Below are 23,495 nucleotides of genomic sequence, written 5' to 3'. Positions count from 1 at the left end.
CCCGGCGACCCTGATGGCGATGCCCGGCTACCGGCTGTCAGTGCGAGGTGGCACGCTTGTCCTGTGACCGAGATTGACGCAAACATCGATGGACTCGTCCCCGCCTGGCTCACCCTCCCCGACATCGCCGAAGAGATCGGCGTCGAGGTGACACGCATCCGGCAGTTGGTCAAGGAGGGCCAGCTGATCGCGGTGCGCCGCGGCGAGAACCGGGTGCTCCAGGTACCCGCCGATTTCATCAAGGACGGCAAGGTCGTCAAGGGCCTCGTCGGCACCCTGACCCTGCTGCGCGACGACGGCTTCGCCGACGACGAAATGCTCGAATGGCTCTTCACGCCCGATGAGACCCTGCCCGGCACCCCGGCGCAGGCACTGCGCGAGAATCGCGGCACGGAGGTCAAGCGCCGGGCCCAGGCACTCGCCGTCTGACGCCACCGCACCCGAATCCGTAACCGCACCGGGGCGTACGGGCCGCCCGGCCCGTACGCCCCCGACCTGGGGGGACAGCCGCCCGATGACCACCGCACGACAGGCCCTCGCCGACGCCCGGCTCTACCTCTGCACGGACGCCCGCACCCGCCAGGGCGACCTGCCGCAGTTCCTGGACGCGGTGCTGTCCTCGGGCGTGGACATCGTCCAGCTGCGCGACAAGGGCATGGAGGCCGCCGAGGAGCTGCGCCATCTCGAGGTCTTCGCGGACGCCTGCCGCCGGCACGGCAAACTGCTCGCGGTCAACGACCGCGCCGACGTCGCCCACGCCATCGGCAGCGAGGTGCTGCACCTCGGGCAGGGCGACCTGCCGGTCCCGGCCGCCCGCGCCGTCCTCGGCCAGGACGTCCTCATAGGCCGCTCCACCCACGCCGAGGCCGAGGTGGACGCCGCGATCGCCGAGGCAGGGGTGGACTACTTCTGCACCGGCCCCTGCTGGCCCACCCCCACCAAGCCGGGCCGCCCCGCCCCCGGCCTCGACCTCGTCCGCTACACCGCCGCACAGGCCCCCGAGCGCCCCTGGTTCGCCATCGGCGGGATCGACGCGGGCAACCTCGACGAGGTCCTGGAGGCCGGCGCCCGCCGGATCGTGGTCGTACGGGCCCTCACCGAGGCCGACGACCCGGGAGCGGCCGCCGCCGGCCTGGCGAAGCGGATCCGTACCCGGAGCGCCTAGGCCCTGACTCATCGGACCCGTACGCTCCGGCAACGATTTCCGGACGTCCGGTGGCCGGGAAAATGTCCAACCCGTGGACAATCGTCGCTGTCGGTTGGTGTGCGCCGGGGCTCTGGTTAACCTGCCGGTATGGCCCTAGGTACAGCTTCCACCAGGACTGATCGCGCACGCACCGTGCGCGAGCTGCTGGCTTCCGGCAAGAAGTCATATTCGTTCGAGTTCGCCGCCCCGAAGACGGAGAAGGGCGAGCGGACCCTGTGGAACGCCATTCGCCGCATCGAGGCCGTCGCCCCGACCTTCGTCTCCGTGACATACGGCGCCGGCGGCACCTCCCGTGAGGGCACGGTGCGCGCCACCGAACGCATCGCCACCGACACCACCCTCACCCCGGTGGCCCACCTGACCGCCGTCAACCACTCCCTGGCCGACCTGCGCAACGTCATCGGCCAGTACGCCGACGCCGGCATCCGCAACATGCTCGCGCTGCGCGGCGACCCGCCCGGCGACCCGATGGGCGAGTGGGTGCGCCACCCGCAGGGCCTCGACTACGCCGCCGACCTGGTCCGCCTCATCAAGGAATCCGGCGACTTCTGCGTGGGCGTCGCCGCCTTCCCCGAGATGCACCCGCGCTCGACGGACTGGGACACCGACGTCGCGCACTTCGTCGACAAGTGCCGCGCCGGCGCCGACTTCGCCATCACCCAGATGTTCTTCTACGCCGAGGACTACCTCCGGCTGCGCGACCGGGTCGCCGCGGCGGGCTGCTCGACGCCGATCATCCCCGAGATCATGCCGGTGACCAACGTCCGCCAGATCGAGCGCTTCGCCCAGCTGAGCAACGCCGCCTTCCCGCCCGAGCTGGCCGAACGCATCCTGGCGGTCAAGGACGACCGTGCGGCGGTACGCTCCATTGGCATCGAGTACGCGACGGAACTGTGTGCACGCTTGATGGCCGAGGACATCCCGGGGTTGCACTTCATTACCCTGAACCACTCCACGGCGACTCTGGAGATCTACGAGAATCTGGGGCTGCACCAGCGGTCCTGATCTACGGTGGCCGGAAAGCGGCGGAAGAGGGGCGTATATGGGCTGGACGATCCTCTACATCGCGTTCGGTCTGGTAGCCGTCTGGCTCCTGGCCGAGGTCCTGCTCCAGAACAAGGCGCGGCTGCGCTGGCGGCTGCTGGCCTTCGTGGGCTTCCTCGGCGTGGTCGTGGGCGTGATCCTGCCCCAGGTGATCGTGATCGGGGCCGGCCTGATCGCCTTCGCCATCGGCCAGACGAACGTCACGCTCTCCTTCCGGCGCGGTTTCACCACCGGCTGGGCCCTGCGCACCAAGCCGGAGCAGCAGAGCCGGCGCCGCCGGGCCCGCGCGGGCGGCGCCCCCGCCGCCGAACCGACCCTCCAAGTCTCCGGCCTGGAAGAGGTACCGGCCACCGACGACACCGGCCGGGACGAGGACGAGAACGTCTTCGCGGGCGCCAACGCCTTCCAGGGCGGCCAGGACGCCTACGCCGGCCAGGACGCCTACACCGGCCAGAACGGCTACCCGGGACAGGACGCGTACGGCGCGCAGAACTCCTCCGACGCACAGGGCCCGTATGCAGGCCCGGGTCCGTATGCGGGCCAGAGCCCGTACGAAGCCCAGAGCCCGTACGGCACCCAGGGTCCGTACGAGAGCCAGAGCCCGTACCCCGCCGAGCCCGCATACGCCGCTGACTCCACCTACGCCGGGCAGAGCTCGTACGACACCGCCGCCCCCGTGTACGCCCCGCAGCCGATGCCCGACGAGACCGGCACCTACGGCATCTACAGCTCCGACGCCCGCGCCGTGCAGCAGCCCGGCTACACCCCCTACGACGCCTACGGCAACGCCACCGGCAACACCGGCAGCGACGGCGACGGCGCTGTCGACGGCAGCGGCAACGGCTATGCCTACGACGGCGGTTACGGCCAGCCGGCGACCGGCCAGGCCCCCTACACCGATGCCTATGCCGACCCGTACGCGGCCTACGGGGACGGCCTCGGCCAGGGCGGGCAGGCGCCCTACTCCGACCCGTACGTCGGCGCCCAGCAGTACGCGGCGCCCTACGACCCGTACGAGCAGCCGGATCCCTACGGCCAGTCGCCGTACGCCGCCGGGCAGAACGGGCAGTACGACGGCCTGGGCCAGGAGGCGGGGCAGGGCTACTCCCAGACACCGCCCGGCGGGGTCTGGGTGCCGCAGCAGCGCGACAGCGACCTCCCGCCCGAGCAGCAGTACCCGCCCTACCAGCAGCAGGGGTACGACGAGCAGCAGTACCGCTACTGAGACGGGGGCGCGGCGCGGGTCTCACGCCCGGCGGCGACCGCTCGGCTCAGGTGGAGCCGTGCCAGTCGTCGCCGTTCACGATCAGGCCCGCCACGATCGCGCCGGACATCCCGGCGTGCGCCGGCCCGCCTCCCGGGTGCGACCAGCCGCCGACCGTGTACAGCCCCGGTATTCGGGTGCGGTTGCCGGGCCGCAGAAAGCGGCCGTCCCGGCCCGCCAGCGCGGGCCCCGGCACCAAATCGCCCTCCACGGGCGGCAGTACCTCCCGCCACAGCACCCGCTCGCGCAGCCCCGGAACCGCGGCCTCGGCGATGCCGGTCATCCGGTCCGCCTCCCGCACCAGCGTCTCCCGGTCGCTCCAGTCGACCGGACCGGGCGGGGCGACCGTCGCGGCCAGGGTCACGGCCTCATGGCCGTCGTCGGGCCGGGTAGTGGGGTCGTCGGGGCGCAGCACCGTCACCGTGGGCCGGGCGCACGGACCGCGCCGCCCGGAACCGTCGCCGAAGACACCCGCCAGCTCGGCCGCACGGTCACCGGCATGGACCACCGTCCGGTGCACGGCACCCGCGGGGCGCGCCCCGCGCAGCGCCAGACACACCGTCAGCCGCCCCGCGGCCCGGTCCCCCGGACCGGGGCGTACGTCCTCCGCCCCCCAGAGCTCGCCCTCCTCCCAGAGCCCGGGAAGCTGTACCGGATCGATACCGGCGACCACGAACTCCGCCTCCGCCACCCGGCCGTCGGCCAGCCCGACGCCCGCCGCGCGGCCGTCCTTCGCCACGATCCCGGTCACCTCCGCACCGAAGGAGAACTCCACCTTGCGCGCCCGGCAGCGCTCGTACACCGCCGCGGCCAGCGCCCGCATCCCGCCGCGCGGGTACCAGCTCCCGAAGGTCTGCTCCATGTACGGCAGCACCGCCGCGCTCGCCGGGGCGCTGCGCGGGTCGAAGCCGTACGCCAGCGCATGGCTCTCCAGCAGCGCGACCAGCCGCGGATCGGCCAGCTCGCGGTGGGCGATCTCGGCGAGCGTGGCGGTTGTGGGGCCCTTGCCGCGCCCGAACAGCCCGCGCCGTCGCACCGCCGGATACGGATCGCGGCCCAGCACCCGCCAGTCCTGCCACAGCGGCTCCTCCAGGAGCGGGCGGCGGGTGGCGTCCCAGGCCTCGCGGGCGCGGTTGACCAGCGCGCTCCAGCGCTCGCCCGCGCCGTCGCCCAGCGCTTCGTCCAGGGCCGCGAGCACGCCGGCCCGGGAGGCGTTCGGCAGCGAGACGGCGGTGCCGTCCGCGAAGACATGGCGGCTCGCCGGATCGACCTGCGCCAGCTCGACGCAGCTCTCCAGTGGCTCCTTGCCCGTCTTGAGGAACAGATCGCGGTAGACGGCGGGCAGATGCAGCAGACCGGGCCCCGTGTCGAAGGCGAAGCCGTCCCGTTCGTACCGCCGCAGCGCGCCGCCGTACGTCGCGCCGCGCTCGTACACCGCCACCCGGTGGCCCGCAACGGCCAGCCGGGCAGCGGCCGCCATCGCGCCCATCCCGGCGCCGATCACCGCAATCCGTGCCATGCCTGCGACTTTATCCGGCGGCACTGACAACGGCGGTGGGGCGGTTCCGTCCGTGGCCCCTCAGCCCGCAGGAGGCGCCACGCCGCCCGCCGTGGCCAGGCGCTTCTCCTCGCGCCGTGCGCGCCGGCGGCGCAGGAAGCGGCGGATCCGCGACCACATGAAGATCACCAGCGCGATGCCGCCGATCAGGAGCACGCCCGCGATGCTCGCCGCGAGCACCGGGTGGAAGACGGCGAAGGCGATGAGCCCGGCGACGCCCAGATCCTCGGCCAGGCTCAGCACGATGTTGCTCGCGGGCTCCGGCGAGGTGTTGACCGCGATCCGGGTGCCCGCCTTGACCAGATGGCTGAGCAGCGCCGTGGTTCCGCCCACCGCACCGGCCGCGAGCTGGGGCAGCGACCCGTCGTGACCGGCGAGCAGCGCCGCCACCACGCCGCCCGCGATGGGCCGGATCACCGTGTGGACGGCGTCCCAGACGGAGTCGACATAGGGCACCTTGTCGGCGACCGCCTCGATGACGAAGAGCACGGCGGCCACGATCAGCACATCGGGACGCTGCAGTGCGGCGGGCACCTCGTCGGTGACGCCGGAGGCGCCGAGCAGGCCGAGGAGAAGGACGACGGCATAGGCGTTGATTCCGCTCGCCCAGCCACTGGTGAAGACCAACGGGAGTACGGACACGCAGGAGATCGTAGGCCAGCCGCGGGCGGCGCGGGGCGGCTCCCGGCGGTACCGGCGTCATGTGCTCAGTTCTGAGTATCCGTACTCAGCCGGCGAGATGAGTAGGTACGCGGATGGGCCGGCGGCCGTCCGGAAGGAAGAGTGTTCACCACGGAAGGGACGCGGCGCCGCACCGCCGACACGGGGCGGCGGAACGGCGCGGCTCCCGGCCGTAACGGGGAAACACGGGGGAACGTACGGGGGCTCCACGGGGGAGCACGGGGGAGCACGGGGGAAGCGCTGTCCTGGTCGGATCGGCGGGGGAACGATCCTGGCCAGGGCAGCGCACTCTTTTGTGGGGAGCGCGGGGCCGTACGTACGGTGCGCGCCGGAACCGACCACTCGGCGCGCACCGCCGCCCCGGCCCCGGGTCACTCCCGGCGGCCGGTGACCCTCCCCTGGAGGAGCCGCGACAGCGCCGCGTGCACATCGTCGATCGACCGGTCCGGCTGGTACGACTGCCAGTCCAGGGCGGCCACCAGGACCATCCCGAACAGCGCCGAGGCGGTCAGCGGGATGTCGATCTCCTCGCTGAGCTCCTCATGGGCCACCGCCTGTCGCAGCACGTTCTCCACCACCGTGATGGCCCGTTCGCGCACCACCATCAGCGTCGACTGCCAGGCGCGGTTGGTGCGCCACAGCTCGGCCACGTAGAGCTGGGTGAGCGCCGGGTAGGCGGAGATGAACTCCAGCCCGGCCCGGATCATCGCGTCCAGGGCGTCGATCCGGCTGCCGCCGCGGCCGGTCACCTCGTCGGCGGCCTCCTGGAGGGAGGTCGCCAGCAGCTCGATGCCGTGCCGCAGCAGCTCCTCGAAGAGAACGTTCTTGCTCGCGAAGTTGTAGTAGACGGTGCCCTTCGCGACGCCCGCCCGTTCGGCGATCTCGTCCACCGTGGTGGAGGAGAAGCCCTGTTCGGCGATGAGCGTGACCGCGGCCTCGAAGAGTTTGCGCCGGGTGGCGTCGCGGCGTGTAGTGGAGCTGTCCATGGGGGCGATTGTGCCGGTCCCCGCGGCCCGCCTGCTCACAGGCTCAGCTCCGGGTGGAGGTCCTTCATCCGCACCACCTGGCGGCCGCGGGCCGCCACAGAGGTCAGCGCGAGCGCTCCCACGGTGAAGGCGGCGAGTACGAGACTGCCCTGCCACACGGGCTCCAGACCGCCCCCGGTGATGAGCCGGCGCAGCCCTTCGACGATGTAACTCATCGGCAGATAGGGGTGGATGGCGTTGAAGAAGCCGGGGCTGGTCTGCACCGGGTACGTACCGCCCGCCGAGGTCAGCTGGAGCATCAGCAGCGCCAGCACCAGGATCCGGCCGGCCGGTCCGAACTTCGCGTTCAGCCACTGCACGATCGCCGAGAAACAGGCCGTGACCAGGACGAGGAAGCCGATCGTGCCGGCCGCCCGGGCCATCTCGAGGCCGAGCGCGAAGTGCAGTACGGACATCAGGGCCGCGGTCTGCAGCACCCCGATACCGACCACCGGCAGCCATCCGGACACCGCCACCCGCCAGGGGGCGGCGCCCATCGCCAGCGCCCTCCGGTTGAGCGGCTGGATCAGCATGTACGCCACCATGGCGCCGACCCACAGGGACAGCGGGATGAAGTACGGGGCGAAGCCGGTGCCGTAGTTCGCCGCCTTGTGGGCGGAGTCGGACGCCAGCTGCACCGGGTCGGACATCACCAGGGTGCGCGCGTCGCGGTCCTTCTTGCCGTAATCGGGGATCTGCTGGGCGCCGTCGTGCAGCCCGCCGGCCAGCTTCCGCGAGCCGTCGGAGAGCTTGAACAGACCGCCGTCGAGCGTCTGCGCACCGTTCTTGAGCCTGCCCACACCGGAGTCGAGGTCGCCCATCCCGGTGGCGGCGCGGCCGGTGCCGTCGTGCAGCTGGTGGGCACCGTCGCTGAGCCGGCCCGCCCCGTCGGCCAGCCGGGCATTGCCCGCCGCCAGCTTGCGCGCGCCCGCGGCCACCTTGTGCGCACCGTCGTTGAGGTCATTGATCTTCTTGACCGCGGCGTCCATGTCCCGGCCCATGGTCGGCCCGTGCTTCGCCAGCTCGCCCGCCAGGTAGTGCAGCGTGCCCAGGTCACGGTCCAGCTGGTCGAGGTTCTTCTGGTCGTGGACGTAGCCGCTGACCTTCTCGGCGACGTCCGCCGCCCGGTCCGCGTCGTCCCTGAGCTGCTTCAGCTCGGGGCAGGAGGTCTCGAGAGTGATCCCGCTCTCGCAGCGCATCCGGTAGTACCTGGCCAGGTGGTCGGAGATGCCCCGGGAGAGGCGCGCTCCGTCGGCGGCCGCGCCGGGCAGCTTGTCCAGGTGGTCGCGGACGGCCTGGGAGCCGTCGGCGACGAGCCGTGCCGCCTCGCCGATCTCCTTGCCGTGCGCGTGGATGAAGGGCCCCACCTTGTCGTTGATGCCGTTGACGGTGTCGGCCAGCTGCTGGGTGCCGTCGGCCACCTGCCCGGAGCCGTCCGCCAGTTGGCGCGACCCGTCGGCGGCCGTACCGGCCCCCTTGGCGAGGTCGGAACTGCCCCGGGTGAGCCGCCCGGCGCCCGCGTCGAGGTCGCCCAGGCCCTTGACCAGCTTGCCGCTGCCGTCCTTGGCGGTGCCCAGTCCGTCGGCGAGCCGGCCGCTGCCGTCCTTGGCCTTCCCGATGCCGTTCTTGAGCTTGTCGGCGCCGCCGGCGGCTTCCTCGGTCTTGTCGTGGAGTGTCGAGAAGGAGACGAAGATCTTGTCGAAGAAGGTGCGCGAGGCCTTCTCGGAGGCCGCCGCGCGCACCTCGGAGAACACCGTCCGGGAGATCTGCCCGACGATGTAGTTGTTCGCGTCGTTCGTCCGCACCTTCAGGGCGCCGGTCTCCGGGTGGTCGCCGGAGCTGGAGGCGATCCGCTTGCTGAAGTCCCGGGGGATGGACAGCGAGAGGTAGTACGTGCCGTCCTCGACGCCCCTGGCGGCCTCCCCGGCGTCCACCGGGCGCCAGTCGAAGGTGTGGCTGTCGCCCAGCCCGTCGACGATGCTCTCGCCCGCCGAGATCCGCTGCCCGCCGACGTCGGCGCCCTTGTCCTCGTTGACCAGCGCGACCGGTATCTTGTCGAGCCGTCCGTACGGGTCCCAGAAGGACCACAGGTACAGCGCGCCGTACAGCAGCGGCAGCAGCAGAAGCGCGGCCAGCGCCGCGCGCGGCAGCTTCCCCCTCCCGAACCGCTTCAGCTCAAGCGCGGCCAGTCTCGGCGAGCGCATCGGCCGCCCCCTCCTCGTCGTCGTCCATCTCGTTCTGTACGGCTGAGTTCTGTACGGACGTGCTCTGTGCCGCGCCGTCCGGTACGGCTTCGGTGCGGCCGGTGCGTACCAGGACCACGTCCTCGGCCTCCGCGCCGTCCTCCGGGGGCTCGCTGCACACCGCGAGCACCGTCGTGCCGGCCGCCGCCAGGGCGCGCAGCATCGCCCAGGCCTGGCGCCGCTCGTCGTCGGACAGCTTCAGATCGGTGTCGTCCACGGCCAGCAGCCGCGGGCCGCCGATCAGCGCCAGCGCCACGGACAGCCGCAGTGCCTCCAGCCGCTCCAGGTCACGCACCGATGTGCGGATCCCCTTGGGCAGCGACTCCAGGTCCAGCCCGGCCGCCTCGAGCGCGGCGTCCACCAGGGCGCGGGCCTCGGCCCGGCGCTCCCGGCGGGGCCGCAGCAGCGCCCGCAGCGAGGCCCCGAACCGGCCCTGCAGCAGGGCGCGTTCCCGCAGATGCTCGCCCACCGTCAGCGCCGGGTCGAGCTCGGCGACCCCGGGTACGTGGGCGAGTGCGGTGACGGAACGGACCGCGGCTATCTTCTTGGGCAGTGGCAGCCCGGCGACCTCGGCGGTGCCCTCGGCGGACTTCATCCGTCCGGTGAGCGCGAGCAGCAGGCACGTACGGCCGGAACCCGACGGGCCCTGCACGGCGATCAGCGAGCCCGGCGCCGCCGCGATGTCGATGCTCCGGAACGCCCAGCCGCGGGGGCCCTTGATGCCGAAGCCCGCGGCCGTGACCGCCGCCCCGTGCGGGGTGCTGTCCACGATCCCTTCCCCTCCTCGGGCCGAATGCTACTTGAACTGACTGGTCAGTTCAAAAAGTATCGGTGCCGCACCCGCCCGCACGCAAGGGGTTGCGGGGAATCGATGTCCGGCCGGCCCGCACCGCCGGTCCGATCCCTTCGCCATGCCCCCGCTTTTCGGTGGGAGTGTCGGAGAAAGTGCAGGTCAGCGCCGATTGTCAGTGGTGTACCTCACGATGGGGTCATACGGTCCCGAATCAGCATTCGGTCCGAACCGGCATGCGACGACAGGAGGTTCGTCATGGCAGCTCGTCCCACCGCGGGCAGCTCCGCTGCGTACGGTCCCCCGAGCGATGTCCACCCCGTCCTGCGGCGGACGACAGCACCGCCCGCCGCCCTCGGTCTCCTCGCCCAGGCCCGCCACGGCCTCGGCGAAGCGGAGACCCTCGAGACGCCCAACGAACGGTTCGCCACGGCCCATCTGGCCGCGCTGCGCACCGCTGCCGCCGTGCTCGCCGTGCGCGGCCGGCCCGAAACCACCCCACGCCGCCGGCAGCGGATACGCAGCGCCTGGGAGGTGCTCCCCGAGGTCGCGCCCGAACTCGCCGAATGGAGCGCCCTGTTCGCCTCCGGCGCCGACCGCCGGGCCAGGGCGGAGGCCGGTATAGCCGGCGCGGCCAGCAGCCGCGATGCCGACGATCTGCTGCGGGACGTGTGGATGTTCCTGCGTCTGGTGGAACGGATGCTGCTGCTCCAGCCGCCGCTGCCGCCGCAGCGGGCGGGCTGACCGGCGCGGCGGCAGCGGCGGCGCAGCGGCCCGAGGGCTCCGGCGGGCGTGATGCACGGCGGGGGAGGCGCCGCAGGCCGCGGACGGTGCGGAACGGAATAGGGTGGTGGGCGACTGGATGTTCATGCCCCCGCCGAGGAGCCACCCGCCGTGTCTGACCCGCTGCGCCCCCGCGCCTCCCTTCGTACCGCCGTGGTCTGGGAGGTCCTCAAGGACGCCCTGGAGCGCCGGGTCAAGACCGCCGGGCGCGACGCCCTGGATGTCCTGGACACCGGCGGCGGCACCGGCAACTTCGCCGTCCCGGTGGCCCGCCTCGGCCATCGCGTCACGGTCGTCGACCCCAGCCCCAACGCCCTCTTCGCCCTGGAGCGCCGGGCCGCGGAGGCAGGGGTCGAGGACCGGGTGCGCGCCGTCCAGGGCGACGCCCACGGCCTGTTCGACGTCGTCGAGCGCGGCGGCTTCGACACCGTGCTGTGCCACGGCGTCCTGGAGTACGTCGACGACCCCGCCGAGGGCCTCCGCAACGCCGTCGACGCGCTGCGCCCGGCCGGCACGCTCAGCCTGCTCGCCGCGGGCCTGGGCGGCGCCGTACTGGCCCGCGCCCTGGCCGGCCACTTCACCGAGGCCCGGCACGCCCTCGCCGACCCCGCCGGGAGCTGGGGCGCGGGCGACCCGGTGCCCCGCCGCTTCACCGCCGAGCAGCTCACCGACCTGGTCGCCGCCACCGGCCTGCAGGTCGGCGCGGTGCACGGCGTACGGGTCTTCGCCGACCTGGTCCCCGGCGTACTGGTCGACACCGAGCCCGGCGCCATGGACGCCCTCCTCAAGCTCGAGGCGGCCGCCGCCGAGCAGCCCGCCTTCCACTCGGTGGCCACCCAGCTGCACGTCCTCGCCGAGCGCGACTGATCCCCGGCCGGCCTCGTGCGGGCTGCACGATCACCGCGTGCAGTCGGTCACGGGCCACCCGATCGGCCCCTTCTCCCCGTATGATCGGGGTACGACGTTCCGGCATGACGGAAGGGCGGGTGGGGAATGCAGCCAGCATCACACCGGTCGCCGTGGCGGCCCGGAGCAGTGAACTGGCGTTGAGGGGCGGGTTTCACGGGGGCGAATCCCTGCCTATCCTGAAAGGGTCGCACCCGGTCGCCCCCCGCGACCGACGAGTAGGAGGACTCCGTGCCGCTCTCGGAGCACGAGCAGCGCATGCTCGAGCAGATGGAGCGAGCGCTGTACGCCGAAGATCCCAAGTTCGCGACGGCGCTTGAGGGAAGCGGGCTGCGCACGTACACCCGGCGACGGGTCTACCAAGCGGCCGCGGGCTTCCTGGTCGGTATTGGCCTGCTCATGGCCGGTGTGATGATCCCGGACCAGATCTGGATCAGCCTGGTGGGCTTCGTCGTCATGCTCGGCTGCGCGGTACTGGCCGTCACCGGATGGCGTAAGGCCCCCAAACCGGGTGACCGGCCGGCCGCCCAGGGCGCCGCGGGCGGACCGGCAGGCCGTCAGCCCAGGCAGAAGCGCTCGATGATGAACCGCATCGAGGACCGCTGGCAGCGCCGCAGGGACGAACAGGGCCACTGAGACCGGCCTCCGCCTCGTACACACTTCGCGCGGCCGCCCGACAGGATCGGGCGGCCGCGCCGCTGTGTGCAGGGCCGGGGTACTGCGGCCGCTACGCCCGCTGCCGTCCCGGCCGCAGGGCCGCCGTCGCCCGACGGGCCGCGGTGGCCGGGCCGCTGGACTTGCAGCGGACGACGAACGCCGTCCAGCGGGCCGCGCAGGCCCGCGCGAGGCGGACCGCCGAGCGCGGGGCGAGGAGGGCGCGCAGCCGCAGACCGCGTGTCGCCGCCGTGTGCAGCCCGGCGCGGGCCCGCCGGACGTCCGCGGCGAGCCCGGTGGCCGGGCGCGGCCGCGGGGCGTACAGCGTCTGCTCGACGGCCGCCGCCACCCGGTGGACGGCACCGGCGGCGTCCGCCGGCAGTTCACCGATGCGAACGATCCGGTCGGCCGCCCTGCGCGGGGTCAGCGACTCGTCCGGCAGGATGCCGAAGTCCCAGGCGGTGTCCAGCAGCTCCTGCCAGGCGGCCAGCGTGCCCGCCGGGCCGTCGCCGTCCGCCAGCCGCCGGGACCGCATCCGCAGGCGCCACAGCAGCGGGAGGACGGGCACCAGCAGGACGAGCGGGGCGGCCAGACCGACGGCCAGGACCGGCCACAGCCGCGGACCGCCGTCCGCGGGACGCCCGCCGGGTGCTGCAGGCAGTGCGGCGCAGGCCGTCCCGGCGCCCTGCCGCCGCTCACCGGGGGCACAGCTCGGAGCCGTGGACGGGGCGTCCGGCGCGCCGGCGGACTGCCCCGGCTTCGGCTCGGGGGCACGGGGACCGCCGTCGGCCGGCCCCTGCTCGGGGTAGGTGTACTCCGGGACGTTGCCGCGGCTCGGGGTCGGCTCGAAGCGGGTCCAGCCGATGCCCTGGAAGTACAGCTCGGGCCAGGCGTGCGCGTCCTTGAGGCTGACGGAGGTCGTGCCGTCGGACTGCGGGGAGCCGGGGGTGAAGCCGACCGCCACCCGGGCCGGAATGCGCAGGGTGCGCGCCATCGCCGCCATCGAGAAGGAGAAGTGGACGCAAAAGCCCTCCTTCTCCTCCAGGAACCGCGCAATGGCCTCGCTGCCGCTGCCCGCGCTGACCTGCGTGTTGTAGGTGAAACCGCCGTTGAGCGAGAACCAGTCCTGGAGCTTGACCGCCTTGTCGTACGGGGTCCGGGCGCCGCGGGTGACCTTGAGCGCGGTGGCCCGTACCTCCGGGGGCAGTGACTGAGGCACCCTGGTGTATTCGCGCACCAGCTGCGGGGGCGGCGGCGGGGCCGCGGCCAGCTGCTTGGCGGTCGGCCGTACCTGGAGGCTCTCGACCTGGTACTGCACCCCGCGGGTGGTCTGCCCCCGGTCGCCGACCAGGGTGCGGCCCTTGGGCTCGAAGCGCCAGCGCCCGGCGATGTCCACCCTGGACGCCGGGTAGGGGAGCGGCAGCCAGTTCTGGGCGTACCACTCGGCGGTCGACACAGAGGTGGTGATCCTGGTGGCGGCCACCTTGCCGGACAGGCCGGGCGGGCCCGGCAGCCGGTCGGGGACGTCGGTGACGGTGCGCTCGGACGGCTTCCAGGCCGTGCCGTCGAACTGGTCCAGGGCCACTATCCGCAGATACAGGTCCCGGGTGTCGTCCGCGGTCGTGCGGTAGTTGAGGACTTCCCTGTCCTCCGGCTGGTTCAGGCTGTTCTGCAGCGAGACCAGCGGGTTCACCGCGGAGATCGTTCCGCCGCCGCCCCCGGGGCCGCTGCCGCCGCCGGGCGGGCCGATCAGCCCGCCGCCCAGCGAGGGCAGCACGGCGGGCACCACCAGCGCGATGCCGAGGGCCAGCGCGCCGATCCGGCGGCCCGTACGGACCGGGGCCAGGGCGGGGCCGCCCGCCGCGGAGCCGAAGCCGCCCGGCCGGCCCGTACCCGTCCCGCCGAAGACCCTGCCCCACTGGGAGAGCCGGTCGCGGCCCTCGGCCAGGAGCAGCAGCAGATAGCCGCCGGCCGCCAGCAGGAACCACAGCCAGCCCGCACCGCCCTGGGACAGCCCGGCCGCCACCGAATACAGCGCGAGCAGCGGCAGCCCGGCGGGCGCGGCACTGCGGTACGTGACCGCCAGCGCGTCCACCACCAGACCGATCACCAGGACACCCGCCACCAGCAGCAGCCGGATGCCGGGCGTGGCCGGGGCCGGGGTGGCGTACCGGCCGACGTCCCGGACCCCGTCGTGGACCAGCCGGCCCAGCTCCGTGACGGCGTCCGGGCCGGGCAGCAGCCCGAGAACCGCCTGGCCGTGGGCGAAAAACAGGGTCAGCAGCAGTACGGCGACCAGCGCCTGCACCCCGACGGTCAGCGGTCTCGCCAGCGGCACCCGCCGGGTCAGCGCCCCCACGCCGGTCATGACCGCCAGCAGGAGCGTGGCCAGCACCACCCAGTCCATCGGTTGCACCAGCGGCAGCAGTGCGCAGGCCGCGCACAGGGTCGCCACCGCCGCACACAGTGCCAGCCGCGCCCGGCTGCTCATGCGGCCACCTCGCTTCCCTCGCCGCTGTCCGCCCGTGCGCTCATGCCCCGCCTCCCGCCGTGGCGCCGCTCCGCGTGCCGTGGTCCCGGCCCGCCCCGGTGCGGTCGGCGGCGCACCGCCACAGTTCGGCCAGCGAGGTCCCCGGGGCCACCGGCAGGGCCGTCCAGCCCGCCTTCTGCAGCATCAGCACCCGCTCCTCCACCGGCACCTGTCCCGACGAGAATCTGATCCCGCCGGGACCCGGCAGCCAGGCGTCCCCGTCCAGCACGAACGCCACCGCCGCGCCGCAGCGCTGCCGTATCCGCCCGGCGACCGCCGCCTGCTCCTCGTCCAGATCGCCGAAGAAGGCGACCAGCAGCCCCTCCCTGCCGCCGCGCAGGGCGTCGTACGCGGCCGAGAGCCCGGCCTCCTCGGAGTGCTCCAGCACGGCCAGGGTGTCCAGCAGCAGCCCCGCGGCGTCGGCGGACCCATCGCCGCCGGTGCCGTCCGGGCCGGGCACCGAGGCGCCGGTGTCGGTGAGCAGCCGCACCGAGAAGCCCCGCGCCGGCAGATGGACGCCCAGCGACGCGGCGGCCGTCACGGCCCACTCGAAGGCCGAGTCGGGCCCGGCCCCGTCGTGGGCCACCGCACGGGTGTCGAGCAGGACCGTGCAGCGCGCCTTCTGCGGCTGTTCCTCCCGGCGGACCATCAGCTCGCCGTGGCGCGCGGTGGACCGCCAGTGGACCCGGCGCAGATCGTCGCCGTGGCGGTAACCGCGCGGGATGACATCGTCCTCACCGGCCAGCGCCAGGGAGCGCTGCCGCCCGTCGCCGTAGCCGGGCGTCTCGCCCGCCGGCCGGACCGGCGGCAGGGGCTCCGTGCGGGGCACCACGGTCAGCGTGTCGGAGGCGCTGAACGAGCGGGTCAGCTCGCACATCCCGAACGGGTCGGACAGGCGCAGCTGCAGCGGGCCCAGCGGATAGCGGCCGCGCAGGTCGGAGCGGACGCGGTAGGAGACCTCGCGGCGGCCGCCGGCCTCGACCCGGTCCAGTACGAAGCGGGGCCGCGGCCCCAGGACGTAGGGCACCCGGTCCTGGAGCAGCAGCACCCCGGTGGGCAGCCGGGAGACGTTCTCGATCACCAGCCGGACCCGGGACTCGGCGCCCGCGGGCACCCGGGCGGGGGAGAGCGTACGGCTGCCCGCGACGCGGTGGCGGGTGCGGTGCAGCACCAGGACGCACACCAGCGGCAGCGCCGCCAGCAGCAGCCCGACCCGCAGCAGATCCGCCTGCCCGAGGAGGAACGAGCACACCGCGGCGGCCACCCCGGCCGCCAGGAACGATCTGCCGCGCGTCGTCAGCCCCCCGAGCGCCGCCCGCACCCCGCCCCGACCCGGCGTCCCCTCGTGTCCCGCCCCGAAGCTCCCCCCGCCGGACATCACAACCCCCGTGCACCGGGCGGCTGCTGACCGCGGATGCCCGCCCGCCACTGCGGTGCGGACGGTTCGGGAACCGGAGTGCGGTGCAGGATCTCCAGCACGATCTGCTCGGCGGTACGGCGGTTCAACTGGGCCTGTGCGGTGGGCAGCAGCCGGTGCGCGAGCACCGCCACCGCCAGCGACTGCACATCGTCCGGCAGCGCGAACTCCCGCCCGGCCAGCGCCGCCGCGGCCTTCGCGGCCCGCACCAGATGCAGCGTGGCCCGCGGCGAGGCACCCAGCCGCAGCTCGGCATGGCTGCGGGTGGCCGCCACCAGGTCCACCGCGTATCTGCGCACCGCCTCGGCGACATGGACCGTGCGCACCGCGTCGATCAGCTTCACGATCTCGTCGGCGTGCACCACCGGGCGGAGGCCGTCCAGCGGGGAGGCGCCGCCGTGCACGTCCAGCATCTGCAGCTCGGCCGCGGGGCTGGGATAGCCGATCGACACCCGCGCCATGAAACGGTCCCGCTGCGCCTCGGGCAGCGGGTAGGTGCCCTCCATCTCGACCGGGTTCTGCGTTGCGACGACCATGAAGGGGCTGGGCAGCTCATGGGTCTGCCCGTCCATCGTGACCTGGCGCTCCTCCATGGACTCCAGCAGCGCCGACTGGGTCTTGGGCGAGGCGCGGTTGATCTCGTCGCCGATCACGATCTGCGCGAAGATCGCGCCGGGCTTGAACTCGAAGTCCCGGCGCTGCTGGTCGAAGATGCTGACGCCGGTGATGTCGGACGGCAGCAGATCGGGCGTGAACTGGATACGCCGCACCGAACAGTCCATGGAGCGGGCCAGCGCCTTGGCGAGCATGGTCTTGCCCACGCCCGGCACATCCTCGATGAGCAGATGTCCCTCGGCCAGCAGCACCGTCAGCGCGAGCCGTACGACCTCGGGCTTGCCCTCGATCACTCCCTCCACCGAACGGTGCACCCGCTCCACGGTGGCGGCCAGATCTCCCAGGCCCGTTCGTTCGTCGTACGTCGTCACTCGGCCCTCCCCGGCCCTTCCCCCAGCACTGGTCACCCACGCATTCTTGCCGTCCGCGCGGCTTTGCGTCATGACCTGTGGACAACTGCGCACAACTGCGGCCGGTATGTCCGGCCCGTCCGCATTCAGGGCCGGGGGTCGATCTCCCGCAGCAGTCCCGTCGTCACATCGAAGACGAAGCCGCGGACGTCGTCCGTGTGCAGCAGGAAGGGCGAGGTGCGCACCCGCTGCATGGACTGCCGGACGTCCTCGTCGAGGTCCTTGAAGGCCTCGACCGCCCAGGTGGGCCGCTGTCCGACCTCGGCCGCCAGATCGTGGCGGAAGTCCTCGGTCAGGTTCAGCAGACCGCAGCCGGTGTGGTGGATGAGGACGACCGACCGGGTGCCGAGGGCACGCTGGCTGATCGTCAGGGAACGGATGATGTCGTCGGTCACCACACCGCCCGCGTTGCGGATGGTGTGGCAGTCGCCGAGCTCCAGGCCCAGCGCGGCATGCAGGTCGATCCGGGCGTCCATGCAGGAGACCACGGCGACCTTGAGGACGGGCCGGGCGTCCATGCCGGGGTCGGTGAACGCGGTGGCATAGCGCCGGTTCGCCTCGACGAGGCGGTCGGTGACGGTGCCATCCGCAGGGGCGGCGGCGCTGTCGGCGGACGGGGGCAGCGGCTGCGACGCAGGTATGGGCATGCCCTCACCGTAAACGTCACCGCCCGATCCGGCCGCATGTGAGGCCGGGCATAGGGGTCAACGTCACCACTTGTGTACCCCGTGTGAGGTAACCCACAGTGATCCGGGGGCCGCCTCCATCCGGGTGAGCGGCCGGCGCGAAAGCCGTCGCAGGACGCGCGGAACCGGTTGATTGACCGGGGCAGCCGGTGGACTAAAGTGGCGCGAAGTGGGAGGCGTGACGCTCTCCTTGGATCCCGAATCCCTCGCGTGCGGCACGTCGCACGTACGGCTCGGCCTCCTCCCGCTCCACCGGTCTTCCGACGCCACTTCCCCGTCGCCGGAGGGCCGCTTCCCCTTCAGAGCGGGCGGGGACCAAGCGGTACGTACGGCATCCCCCAGCCAGCGGCCGGGGACCCACCTGCCGCCCACCCCATCGGAAGAGGCATGAGCAGCAACACTCGGCACGTACCCGTCATGCTCCAGCGCTGCCTGGACATGCTCGCCCCCGCGCTCGCCGAGCCCGGAGCGGTCGTCGTCGACTGCACCCTCGGCCTCGGCGGGCACAGTGAGGCGCTGCTCGCCGCCTTCCCCGGGGTCCGGCTCATCGCCCTCGACCGCGACCCGGCGGCCCTGAAGCTGGCGGGGGAGCGGCTGGCCCCGTACGGCGACCGCGCCACCCTGGTGCACGCCGTCTACGACGAGCTCCCCGAGGTCCTCGGCCGGCTCGGGGTGCCGCGGGTGCAGGGCGTGCTGTTCGACCTCGGTGTCTCCTCGATGCAACTGGACGAGGCCGGGCGCGGCTTCGCCTACGCCCAGGACGCCCCGCTGGACATGCGGATGGACCAGACGCGCGGCATCAGCGCCGCGGACGTCCTCAACACCTACGCGCCCGGCGAGCTCGTCCGGATCCTGCGCGCCTACGGGGAGGAGAAGCAGGCCAAGCGGATTGTCGCGGCGATCGTGCGCGAGCGCGCCAAGGAGCCCTTCACCAACAGCGCCCGGCTGGTCGAGCTGATCCGCGACGCGCTGCCGCAGGCCGCCAAGCGCACCGGCGGCAACCCCGCCAAGCGCACCTTCCAGGCACTGCGCATCGAGGTCAACGGCGAGCTGGCCTGTGTGGAGCGCGCCATCCCGGCCGCGGTCAAGGCGCTCGCGGTCGGCGGCCGGATCGCCGTGCTCGCCTACCACTCGCTGGAGGACCGCCTGGTCAAGCAGGTCTTCGCGGCCGGTGCGGCCAACACCGCGCCGCCCGGTCTGCCCGTCGTCCCCGAGCGCTACCAGCCCCGGCTGAAGCTGCTGACCCGCGGCGCCGAACTCCCCACCGAGGAAGAGGTCGCCGAGAACCGCCGGGCGGCCCCCGCCCGGCTGCGCGGCGCCGAGCGCATCCGCGCGGACGTCGAGGACACGGCGTGAACGGCAAAGGGCGGCGGCCGCGGCGGCTGGCCGCGCTCCTCCCGGCCGGCACCGGCACCGCGGCCCGTGCGCCCTTCGTCCTGCTGATCGTGGTGCTGCTCGGCTCCGGGCTGATCAGCCTGCTGATGCTCAACTCCGCCCTGAACCAAGGGTCGTTCGAGCTCAGCAAGCTGGAGAAGAAGACGGACGACCTGAAGGACGAGCAGCAGGCGCTCCAGCAGGAGGTGGACGGCTACTCCGCGCCGGGCGCGCTGGAGAAGCGGGCGCGGGAGCTGGGGATGGTGCCCGGCGGCAGTCCGGCGTTCCTGATGCCGGACGGCACGGTGCGCGGCCGGCCGAGCGTGGCGACGGGGGAGGAGCCGGCGGCGCTGAGCTCGTCCGCCGAGCCGCCCGCCGAGCCGCCGGCGGGGCCGTCCGCGCCATCCGTGCCGTCCGCACCCGGGGCCGGGGCCCCCGCCCCGACGACCCCCGGCAGGTGAGCGGCGGCATGACCGAGCCCAGGGAGCCCCGCCGCCGCGTACCGCGCCCGGCCGCCCGGCCCGCCCGCGGCGGCCCGCAGCGCCCGGCCGCCAAGCGGACCGCCGCCAGGCCCACTGCCCGGCCCGCCCCGAAACCTGCCCCGAAGCCCGGCGCCAAGAGGCCCGCCGCCCGCCGCCCCGCCGCCCCGTTCCGGCTGGCCAGCCCCCGCCCCCGGCTGCGCCTGGTCTCCCTCGCCCTGACCCTCGTCCTGCTCGCCTTCGTCGTACGGCTCTTCCAGGTGCAGGCCGTGGACGCCTCGGCGTTCGCCGCCAAGGCCAACGAGAACCGCTATGTCCCGGTCCGGCTGGCCGCCGAACGCGGGGCGATCACCGACCGCAACGGCGTGGCGCTGGCGAGCACCGTGGACGCGTACGACATCACCGCCGACCCGAGCCTGCTGGCGCCCGACCGGACGGGGATCGACGACGCCCCGCAGCGCGCCGCGAAACTGCTCGCGCCGATCCTCCACGAGGACCGCGGCACCCTGGCCGGGAAGCTCGCCCGGCACCACACCCGCTACGTCCTGCTCTCGCGGCAGCAGACCCCGCAGGCCTGGAAGCGGATCAAGGACCTCCGCAAGACCCTCGACGCCGAGGCGGCCGCCGCGCCCAGGCGCGCCCCCCGCCCCAACGTCCTGGTCGGGATCTTCGCCGACAAGCACAGCAAACGGATCTACCCGAACAAGGACCTCGCCTCCGGTGTCCTCGGCTTCGTCAACGGCGAGGGCAAGGGCCGCGGCGGCATAGAGGCACTGCTCGACACCGCCCTCGCGGGCAAGGAGGGCAAGCTCGTCTACGCCCAGTCCGGCGGCCGCCGGGTGCCCACCGCGGACGCCCAGGAGCACCCCGCCGTCCCCGGCAGCGACGTCCAGCTGACCCTCGACCGGGACATCCAGTGGGCGGCACAGCGGGCCATCACCCGGCAGGTCAGGAAGTCCCGGGCGGACCGCGGCTACGTCGTCGTCCAGGACACCCGCACCGGCGAGATCCTGGCGCTGGCCAATTCGCCCGGTTTCGACCCCAACGACATCTCCCGGGCCGACCCGGGGGCGCTGGGCAACGCCGCGCTGACCGACGCGTACGAGCCGGGCTCCACCAGCAAACTGATGTCGATGGCCGCCGTCCTGGAGGAGGGTGCGGCCACCCCCGCCACCCGCGTCACCGTCCCCAACCGGCTGCACCGCGGCGACCGGCTGTTCGCGGACGACGTCGACCACCGCACCTGGTATCTGACCCTCAACGGCGTGCTCGCCAAATCCAGCAACATCGGGACGATCCTGGCGGCCGGCCAGCTGGGGAAGACGCAGCCCGAGGCCAACCGGGTGCTCTACTCCTACCTGCGGAAATTCGGCATCGGGAAGCCGACCGGGCTCGGCTTCCCCGGGGAGACCGACGGCATCCTGGCCAAGCCGCAGGACTGGAACACCTCGCAGCAGTACACCATCCCGTTCGGCCAGGGGCTCTCCCTCAACGCCGTCCAGGCCGCCTCCATCTACTCCACGATCGCCAACGGCGGCGAGCGCATCGCCCCCTCGCTGGTCCGCGGCACCACCGGACCCGGCGGCCGCTACACCCCCGCCGCCCACCCCGAGCGCAGCCGTGTGGTCGGCAAGAAGACCGCCGCGACCCTGGCCACCATGCTCGAATCGGTGGTCGACGACCACGAGGGCACCGGCCCCAGGGCGAAGATCGACGGCTACCGGGTCGGCGGCAAGACCGGCACCTCCAACCGGGTGGACCCGAAAACCGGCCGCTACCACGGCTACACCGCCTCCTTCGCCGGCTTCGCGCCCGCCGACAAGCCACGGATCACGGTCTACTGCGCCGTCCAGAACCCCACCCGGGGCAGCTATTTCGGCGGCCAGGTCTGCGGCCCGATCTACCAGCAGGTCATGGAGTTCGCGCTGAAAACCCTCCAGGTTCCGCCGACCGGCACCAAAGCCCCCAGGCTGCCGGTCACCTTCAAGCCAGGCGAATGAAATCGAGGCAATACCGCCGTGACGACCATCACCACCGACGGCACTCCCGAACCCGCGAACAGCTCCCGCGCGGCGCCCTCACTTCGCCCCGGGCCCGTTCAGCCCGGTACGCTCACCGCCGTGTCACAAGCTGATCAGTCCCCGAAACCCCCGCACACGGAGGAGGGCGGCCCCGGCAGATATCCGGGTGCGCCCCGCCCCGAGCAGGTCCGCCCCACCCCGCTGGCGGATCTCGCCGAACAGCTGGGCACCCCAGCTCCGGCCGGCGCCTCCGATGTCCAGGTCACCGGCATCACCCACGACTCCCGGGCGGTCCGTCCCGGTGATGTCTATGCCGCGCTGCCCGGCGCCCGCCTCCACGGCGCCGACTTCGTCGCGCAGGCCGCCGACCTCGGTGCCGCCGCGATCCTGACCGACCCGGCGGGCGCCGCCCGCGCCCTCGAGACCGGCCTGCCGGTCCTGGCCGTCGAGAACCCGCGCGCCCGGATGGGCGCACTGGCCGTCTCGATCTACGGCGCCCCGGGCGAGGACCTCCTCCAGATCGGCATCACCGGCACCTCGGGCAAGACCACGACCGCGTACCTCATCGAGGGCGGGCTGCGGGCCGCGGCGGCCAAGAAGGCCGACGGCGGGCTGACCGGCCTGATCGGCACCGTCGAGACCCGTATCGGCGACGAGCGCATCAAGTCCGAGCGGACCACCCCCGAGGCCACCGACCTCCAGGCGCTGTTCGCGGTGATGCGCGAGCGCGGCGTCAAGGCGGTCGCCATGGAGGTCTCCAGCCACGCGCTGGTCCTGGGCCGGGTCGACGGCTGTGTCTTCGACGTCGCGATCTTCAACAACCTCAGCCCGGAGCACATGGAGTTCCACTCCGGCATGGAGGACTACTTCCAGGCCAAGGCCCGGCTGTTCACCAGGGCCCGCAGCCGCGCCGGCGTCGTCAACCTCGACGACGAGTACGGCAAGCGGCTGGCCGAGGGCGAGTCCGAGGTCCCGGTCACCACCTTCTCCGCCGAGGGCCACCCGGACGCCGACTGGCGCGCCGCCGACGTCGAGGTCGGCACGCTCGGCTCGACGTTCACCGTGCACGGCCCCAAGGGCGAGACGCTGCGTGCGGCCTCCCCGATCCCCGGCCCGTTCAACGTCGCCAACGCGCTCGCCGCGATCACCTCGCTGATCGTCGCCGGGATCGACCCGCAGACCGCCGCCGACGGCATCGCCGCGGTCCCCGGCGTCCCCGGCCGCCTCGAGCGCGTCGACGCCGGCCAGCCGTACCTCGCGGTCGTCGACTACGCCCACAAGACGGACGCCGTCGAATCGGTTCTGCGCGCGCTGCGCAAGGTCACCGACGGCAAGCTGCACGCCGTCCTCGGCTGCGGCGGCGACCGCGACCCGCTCAAGCGCGTCCCGATGGGCGCCGCGGTGGCCCGGCTCGCCGACACGGCCATCCTGACCTCCGACAACCCCCGCACCGAGGACCCGCTCGCGATCCTGGCCACCATGCTCCAGGGCGCCGCCGAGGTGCCGGTCCACGAGCGCGGCACGGTGCTGGTCGAGGAGGAGCGGGCCGCGGCCATCGCCGCCGCAGTCGCCCGCGCCGAGCCCGGCGACACGGTCATCGTCGCGGGCAAGGGCCATGAGCAGGGCCAGGACATCGCCGGAGTGGTACGCCCCTTCGACGACCGCCAGGTGCTGCGCCAGGCCATCGAGGAATCGCTGAAGTCGCAGCAGTCACCGCAGTCGCAGCAGTCACCGCAGCCGAACCACCAGGGATGACACACCGCCATGCGCGCACAACCCGTTTACTGGCACCCTCTGCCCCCGGCCGG

General features: G+C 73.3%; 20 protein-coding genes. 11 read left to right on the top strand and 9 right to left on the bottom strand.

All coding sequences use genetic code 11. The annotated features are described in order from the left end of the window. The first annotated feature begins 63 nt into the window (after positions 1–63). The 4 genes from ADL29_RS23015 to ADL29_RS23000 all read left to right on the top strand — a co-directional run bounded on the left by ADL29_RS23015 (position 64) and on the right by ADL29_RS23000 (position 3,476). Complete coding sequence (locus tag ADL29_RS23015) at positions 64–429, top strand: Rv2175c family DNA-binding protein (protein WP_053925500.1); 366 nt, start codon at positions 64–66, stop codon at positions 427–429. Positions 430–514: 85 nt separating this feature from the next. Then, entirely contained in the window at positions 515–1,165 is a 651-nt protein-coding gene (gene thiE, locus ADL29_RS23010) for a thiamine phosphate synthase (RefSeq protein WP_046928478.1), read from the top strand. 129 nt (positions 1,166–1,294) lie between these two features. Further along, a complete protein-coding gene (gene metF / locus ADL29_RS23005) occupies positions 1,295–2,212 on the top strand; it encodes a methylenetetrahydrofolate reductase [NAD(P)H] (RefSeq protein ID WP_053925499.1) in 918 nt (305 codons plus the stop codon). Positions 2,213–2,249: 37 nt separating this feature from the next. Further along, the gene (locus tag ADL29_RS23000) at positions 2,250–3,476 is read left to right on the top strand and encodes a hypothetical protein (RefSeq protein WP_053925498.1); all 1,227 of its coding nucleotides are present in this window, start codon (positions 2,250–2,252) and stop codon (positions 3,474–3,476) included. A 46-nt stretch (positions 3,477–3,522) separates the two neighbouring features. Here the strand turns inward: ADL29_RS23000 and ADL29_RS22995 are convergent, their stop codons facing one another. The 5 genes from ADL29_RS22995 to ADL29_RS22975 all read right to left on the bottom strand — a co-directional run bounded on the left by ADL29_RS22995 (position 3,523) and on the right by ADL29_RS22975 (position 9,791). After that, positions 3,523–5,034 carry a phytoene desaturase family protein gene (locus ADL29_RS22995; RefSeq protein ID WP_053925497.1) on the bottom strand — a complete coding sequence of 504 codons (1,512 nt, stop codon included), beginning with the start codon at positions 5,032–5,034 and terminating at the stop codon, positions 3,523–3,525. A gap of 60 nt (positions 5,035–5,094) precedes the next feature. Then, positions 5,095–5,715 carry a DUF4126 domain-containing protein gene (locus tag ADL29_RS22990; protein ID WP_053925496.1) on the bottom strand — a complete coding sequence of 207 codons (621 nt, stop codon included), beginning with the start codon at positions 5,713–5,715 and terminating at the stop codon, positions 5,095–5,097. 410 nt (positions 5,716–6,125) lie between these two features. After that, the gene (locus ADL29_RS22985; RefSeq protein ID WP_046931338.1) at positions 6,126–6,740 is read right to left on the bottom strand and encodes a TetR/AcrR family transcriptional regulator; all 615 of its coding nucleotides are present in this window, start codon (positions 6,738–6,740) and stop codon (positions 6,126–6,128) included. A 35-nt stretch (positions 6,741–6,775) separates the two neighbouring features. Beyond that, positions 6,776–8,983: a YhgE/Pip domain-containing protein gene (locus ADL29_RS22980; RefSeq protein ID WP_053925495.1), complete on the bottom strand. Its 2,208-nt coding sequence runs from the start codon at positions 8,981–8,983 to the stop codon at positions 6,776–6,778. Beyond that, a complete protein-coding gene (locus tag ADL29_RS22975) occupies positions 8,955–9,791 on the bottom strand; it encodes an ATP-binding cassette domain-containing protein (protein ID WP_053925494.1) in 837 nt (278 codons plus the stop codon). The genes ADL29_RS22980 and ADL29_RS22975 overlap by 29 nt, the downstream gene beginning before the upstream one ends. Positions 9,792–10,070: 279 nt before the next feature. Between ADL29_RS22975 and ADL29_RS22970 the strand changes: the two genes are divergently transcribed. The 3 genes from ADL29_RS22970 (at position 10,071) to ADL29_RS22960 (ending at position 12,137) form a co-directional block, all read left to right on the top strand. Then, the gene (locus ADL29_RS22970) at positions 10,071–10,556 is read left to right on the top strand and encodes an SAV_6107 family HEPN domain-containing protein (RefSeq protein WP_046928485.1); all 486 of its coding nucleotides are present in this window, start codon (positions 10,071–10,073) and stop codon (positions 10,554–10,556) included. A gap of 150 nt (positions 10,557–10,706) precedes the next feature. Next, positions 10,707–11,462, top strand: a complete 756-nt coding sequence (locus ADL29_RS22965; protein ID WP_046928486.1) for a methyltransferase — start codon at positions 10,707–10,709, stop codon at positions 11,460–11,462. A 270-nt stretch (positions 11,463–11,732) separates the two neighbouring features. Further along, positions 11,733–12,137 (top strand): DUF3040 domain-containing protein, encoded by a 405-nt coding sequence (locus tag ADL29_RS22960; RefSeq protein WP_053925493.1) that lies wholly within the window; start codon positions 11,733–11,735, stop codon positions 12,135–12,137. A gap of 91 nt (positions 12,138–12,228) precedes the next feature. Here ADL29_RS22960 and ADL29_RS22955 read toward each other — a convergent pair whose 3' ends face one another. The 4 genes from ADL29_RS22955 to ADL29_RS22940 form a co-directional block, all read right to left on the bottom strand. After that, positions 12,229–14,646, bottom strand: coding sequence for a transglutaminase TgpA family protein (locus tag ADL29_RS22955; RefSeq protein ID WP_053925492.1), 2,418 nt, complete (start codon positions 14,644–14,646; stop codon positions 12,229–12,231). 40 nt (positions 14,647–14,686) lie between these two features. Then, entirely contained in the window at positions 14,687–16,063 is a 1,377-nt protein-coding gene (locus ADL29_RS22950) for a DUF58 domain-containing protein (RefSeq protein ID WP_053925491.1), read from the bottom strand. Further along, positions 16,063–17,088, bottom strand: coding sequence for an AAA family ATPase (locus tag ADL29_RS22945; protein ID WP_046928490.1), 1,026 nt, complete (start codon positions 17,086–17,088; stop codon positions 16,063–16,065). The genes ADL29_RS22950 and ADL29_RS22945 overlap by 1 nt, the downstream gene beginning before the upstream one ends. Before the next feature lie 125 nt (positions 17,089–17,213). Then, positions 17,214–17,774 (bottom strand): beta-class carbonic anhydrase, encoded by a 561-nt coding sequence (locus ADL29_RS22940; RefSeq protein WP_046928491.1) that lies wholly within the window; start codon positions 17,772–17,774, stop codon positions 17,214–17,216. 426 nt (positions 17,775–18,200) lie between these two features. Between ADL29_RS22940 and rsmH the strand changes: the two genes are divergently transcribed. Genes rsmH through ADL29_RS22920 form a run of 4 tightly spaced genes read left to right on the top strand, consistent with a single transcriptional unit; the run spans position 18,201 to position 23,442 of the window. Next, positions 18,201–19,169 (top strand): 16S rRNA (cytosine(1402)-N(4))-methyltransferase RsmH, encoded by a 969-nt coding sequence (gene rsmH, locus ADL29_RS22935; protein ID WP_053925490.1) that lies wholly within the window; start codon positions 18,201–18,203, stop codon positions 19,167–19,169. Then, positions 19,166–19,648: a cell division protein FtsL gene (gene ftsL, locus ADL29_RS22930; RefSeq protein ID WP_053925489.1), complete on the top strand. Its 483-nt coding sequence runs from the start codon at positions 19,166–19,168 to the stop codon at positions 19,646–19,648. The genes rsmH and ftsL overlap by 4 nt, the downstream gene beginning before the upstream one ends. A gap of 8 nt (positions 19,649–19,656) precedes the next feature. Then, positions 19,657–21,666: a peptidoglycan D,D-transpeptidase FtsI family protein gene (locus ADL29_RS22925; RefSeq protein ID WP_053925488.1), complete on the top strand. Its 2,010-nt coding sequence runs from the start codon at positions 19,657–19,659 to the stop codon at positions 21,664–21,666. 18 nt (positions 21,667–21,684) lie between these two features. Next, positions 21,685–23,442, top strand: a complete 1,758-nt coding sequence (locus ADL29_RS22920; protein WP_053925487.1) for a UDP-N-acetylmuramoyl-L-alanyl-D-glutamate--2,6-diaminopimelate ligase — start codon at positions 21,685–21,687, stop codon at positions 23,440–23,442. Positions 23,443–23,495 lie beyond the last annotated feature (53 nt).

The sequence above is a fragment of the Streptomyces chattanoogensis genome, assembly GCF_001294335.1.
In the GTDB taxonomy this organism is placed as follows: domain Bacteria; phylum Actinomycetota; class Actinomycetes; order Streptomycetales; family Streptomycetaceae; genus Streptomyces; species Streptomyces chattanoogensis.
The sequence above is the reverse complement of the archived record's forward strand: the minus strand, read 5'-3'. Positions and strand labels throughout refer to the sequence as shown.

Excerpts from the sequence above, each read along its gene's own strand:
- thiE (WP_046928478.1), top strand. The coding sequence starts at position 515 with ATGACCACCGCACGACAGGCCCTCGCCGACGCCCGGCTCTACCTCTGC.
- metF (WP_053925499.1), top strand. The coding sequence starts at position 1,295 with ATGGCCCTAGGTACAGCTTCCACCAGGACTGATCGCGCACGCACCGTG.
- ADL29_RS23000 (WP_053925498.1), top strand. The coding sequence starts at position 2,250 with ATGGGCTGGACGATCCTCTACATCGCGTTCGGTCTGGTAGCCGTCTGG.
- ADL29_RS22995 (WP_053925497.1), bottom strand. The coding sequence starts at position 5,034 with ATGGCACGGATTGCGGTGATCGGCGCCGGGATGGGCGCGATGGCGGCC.
- ADL29_RS22985 (WP_046931338.1), bottom strand. The coding sequence starts at position 6,740 with ATGGACAGCTCCACTACACGCCGCGACGCCACCCGGCGCAAACTCTTC.
- ADL29_RS22980 (WP_053925495.1), bottom strand. The coding sequence starts at position 8,983 with ATGCGCTCGCCGAGACTGGCCGCGCTTGAGCTGAAGCGGTTCGGGAGG.
- ADL29_RS22970 (WP_046928485.1), top strand. The coding sequence starts at position 10,071 with ATGGCAGCTCGTCCCACCGCGGGCAGCTCCGCTGCGTACGGTCCCCCG.
- ADL29_RS22955 (WP_053925492.1), bottom strand. The coding sequence starts at position 14,646 with ATGAGCAGCCGGGCGCGGCTGGCACTGTGTGCGGCGGTGGCGACCCTG.
- ADL29_RS22950 (WP_053925491.1), bottom strand. The coding sequence starts at position 16,063 with ATGTCCGGCGGGGGGAGCTTCGGGGCGGGACACGAGGGGACGCCGGGT.
- ADL29_RS22940 (WP_046928491.1), bottom strand. The coding sequence starts at position 17,774 with ATGCCCATACCTGCGTCGCAGCCGCTGCCCCCGTCCGCCGACAGCGCC.
- rsmH (WP_053925490.1), top strand. The coding sequence starts at position 18,201 with ATGAGCAGCAACACTCGGCACGTACCCGTCATGCTCCAGCGCTGCCTG.
- ADL29_RS22925 (WP_053925488.1), top strand. The coding sequence starts at position 19,657 with ATGACCGAGCCCAGGGAGCCCCGCCGCCGCGTACCGCGCCCGGCCGCC.